This is a genomic window from Ruoffia tabacinasalis (assembly GCF_042652985.1).
GTDB lineage: Bacteria > Bacillota > Bacilli > Lactobacillales > Aerococcaceae > Ruoffia > Ruoffia tabacinasalis.
The window spans coordinates 1-693 of sequence record NZ_JBHSHQ010000075.1 but is presented as its reverse complement, the minus strand read 5'-3'; the positions used below and the strand labels follow the sequence as shown (position 1 = coordinate 693).

1 protein-coding gene is annotated in these 693 nt (G+C 38.5%); it reads right to left on the bottom strand.

Annotated elements, in window-relative coordinates:
* The coding region (locus ACFO5Y_RS11650; protein ID WP_380706726.1) for an ISL3 family transposase at window positions 1–693 on the bottom strand (693 nt) is incomplete at both ends.

Sequence of the window (693 nt, the reverse complement as noted above, 5' to 3'; positions counted from 1 at the left end):
TTTTTATTTGTCTGAGGGACATATAATCGCGTCATAAGTAAAATACGGTCTCTAAAATGACTGTAATTTCGATAGCCGTAGGCTGTTCGTTTCAATACTTTAATTTTATTATTAATACCTTCGATCGGGCCATTCGTTAAACCTGGATACGAGAACGTGTTGTGAATATACGTTTGGTACTTCTTAAAAGAACGTAAGACACGCCTTAACCCAGCTGGAAGCTGAAGTTGCTTCGCCTGAATTAAGGTAGATTCAAATCGTGGCCAATTGTTGGTACGGTAGGCATCCCCTAATTGATGGACAATCTGATAGGTGGCTTTTAGTTGGGTATCTTGAGCCAGTAAATAATCCACAATTCCTTGCGTATTCGTCAGCCAATCAAATAAAGGAAATCGGTGATAGGTTGTGGCTTTGAGGTCATTCGGATTTTTTTGGATTAACTTCCAATAGCGTTTTAATTTATTATATAATCGGCGGTCTTTGGTTCGAATGGTATTCATAAACTGCACACGATACTGTGATAATTCACGGTTTAAAGCCTGTATCAAGTGAAAGGGATCCATGATAATATCGGCATTGGGAAACCATCGATGAATGACTTGAATATAAGGTTCGTACATATCAATAGTGACAGATTTAACCTGACGGCGCACAGCGAGATCATAGCGAATAAAATAGTTTTTTAAAGAGCCC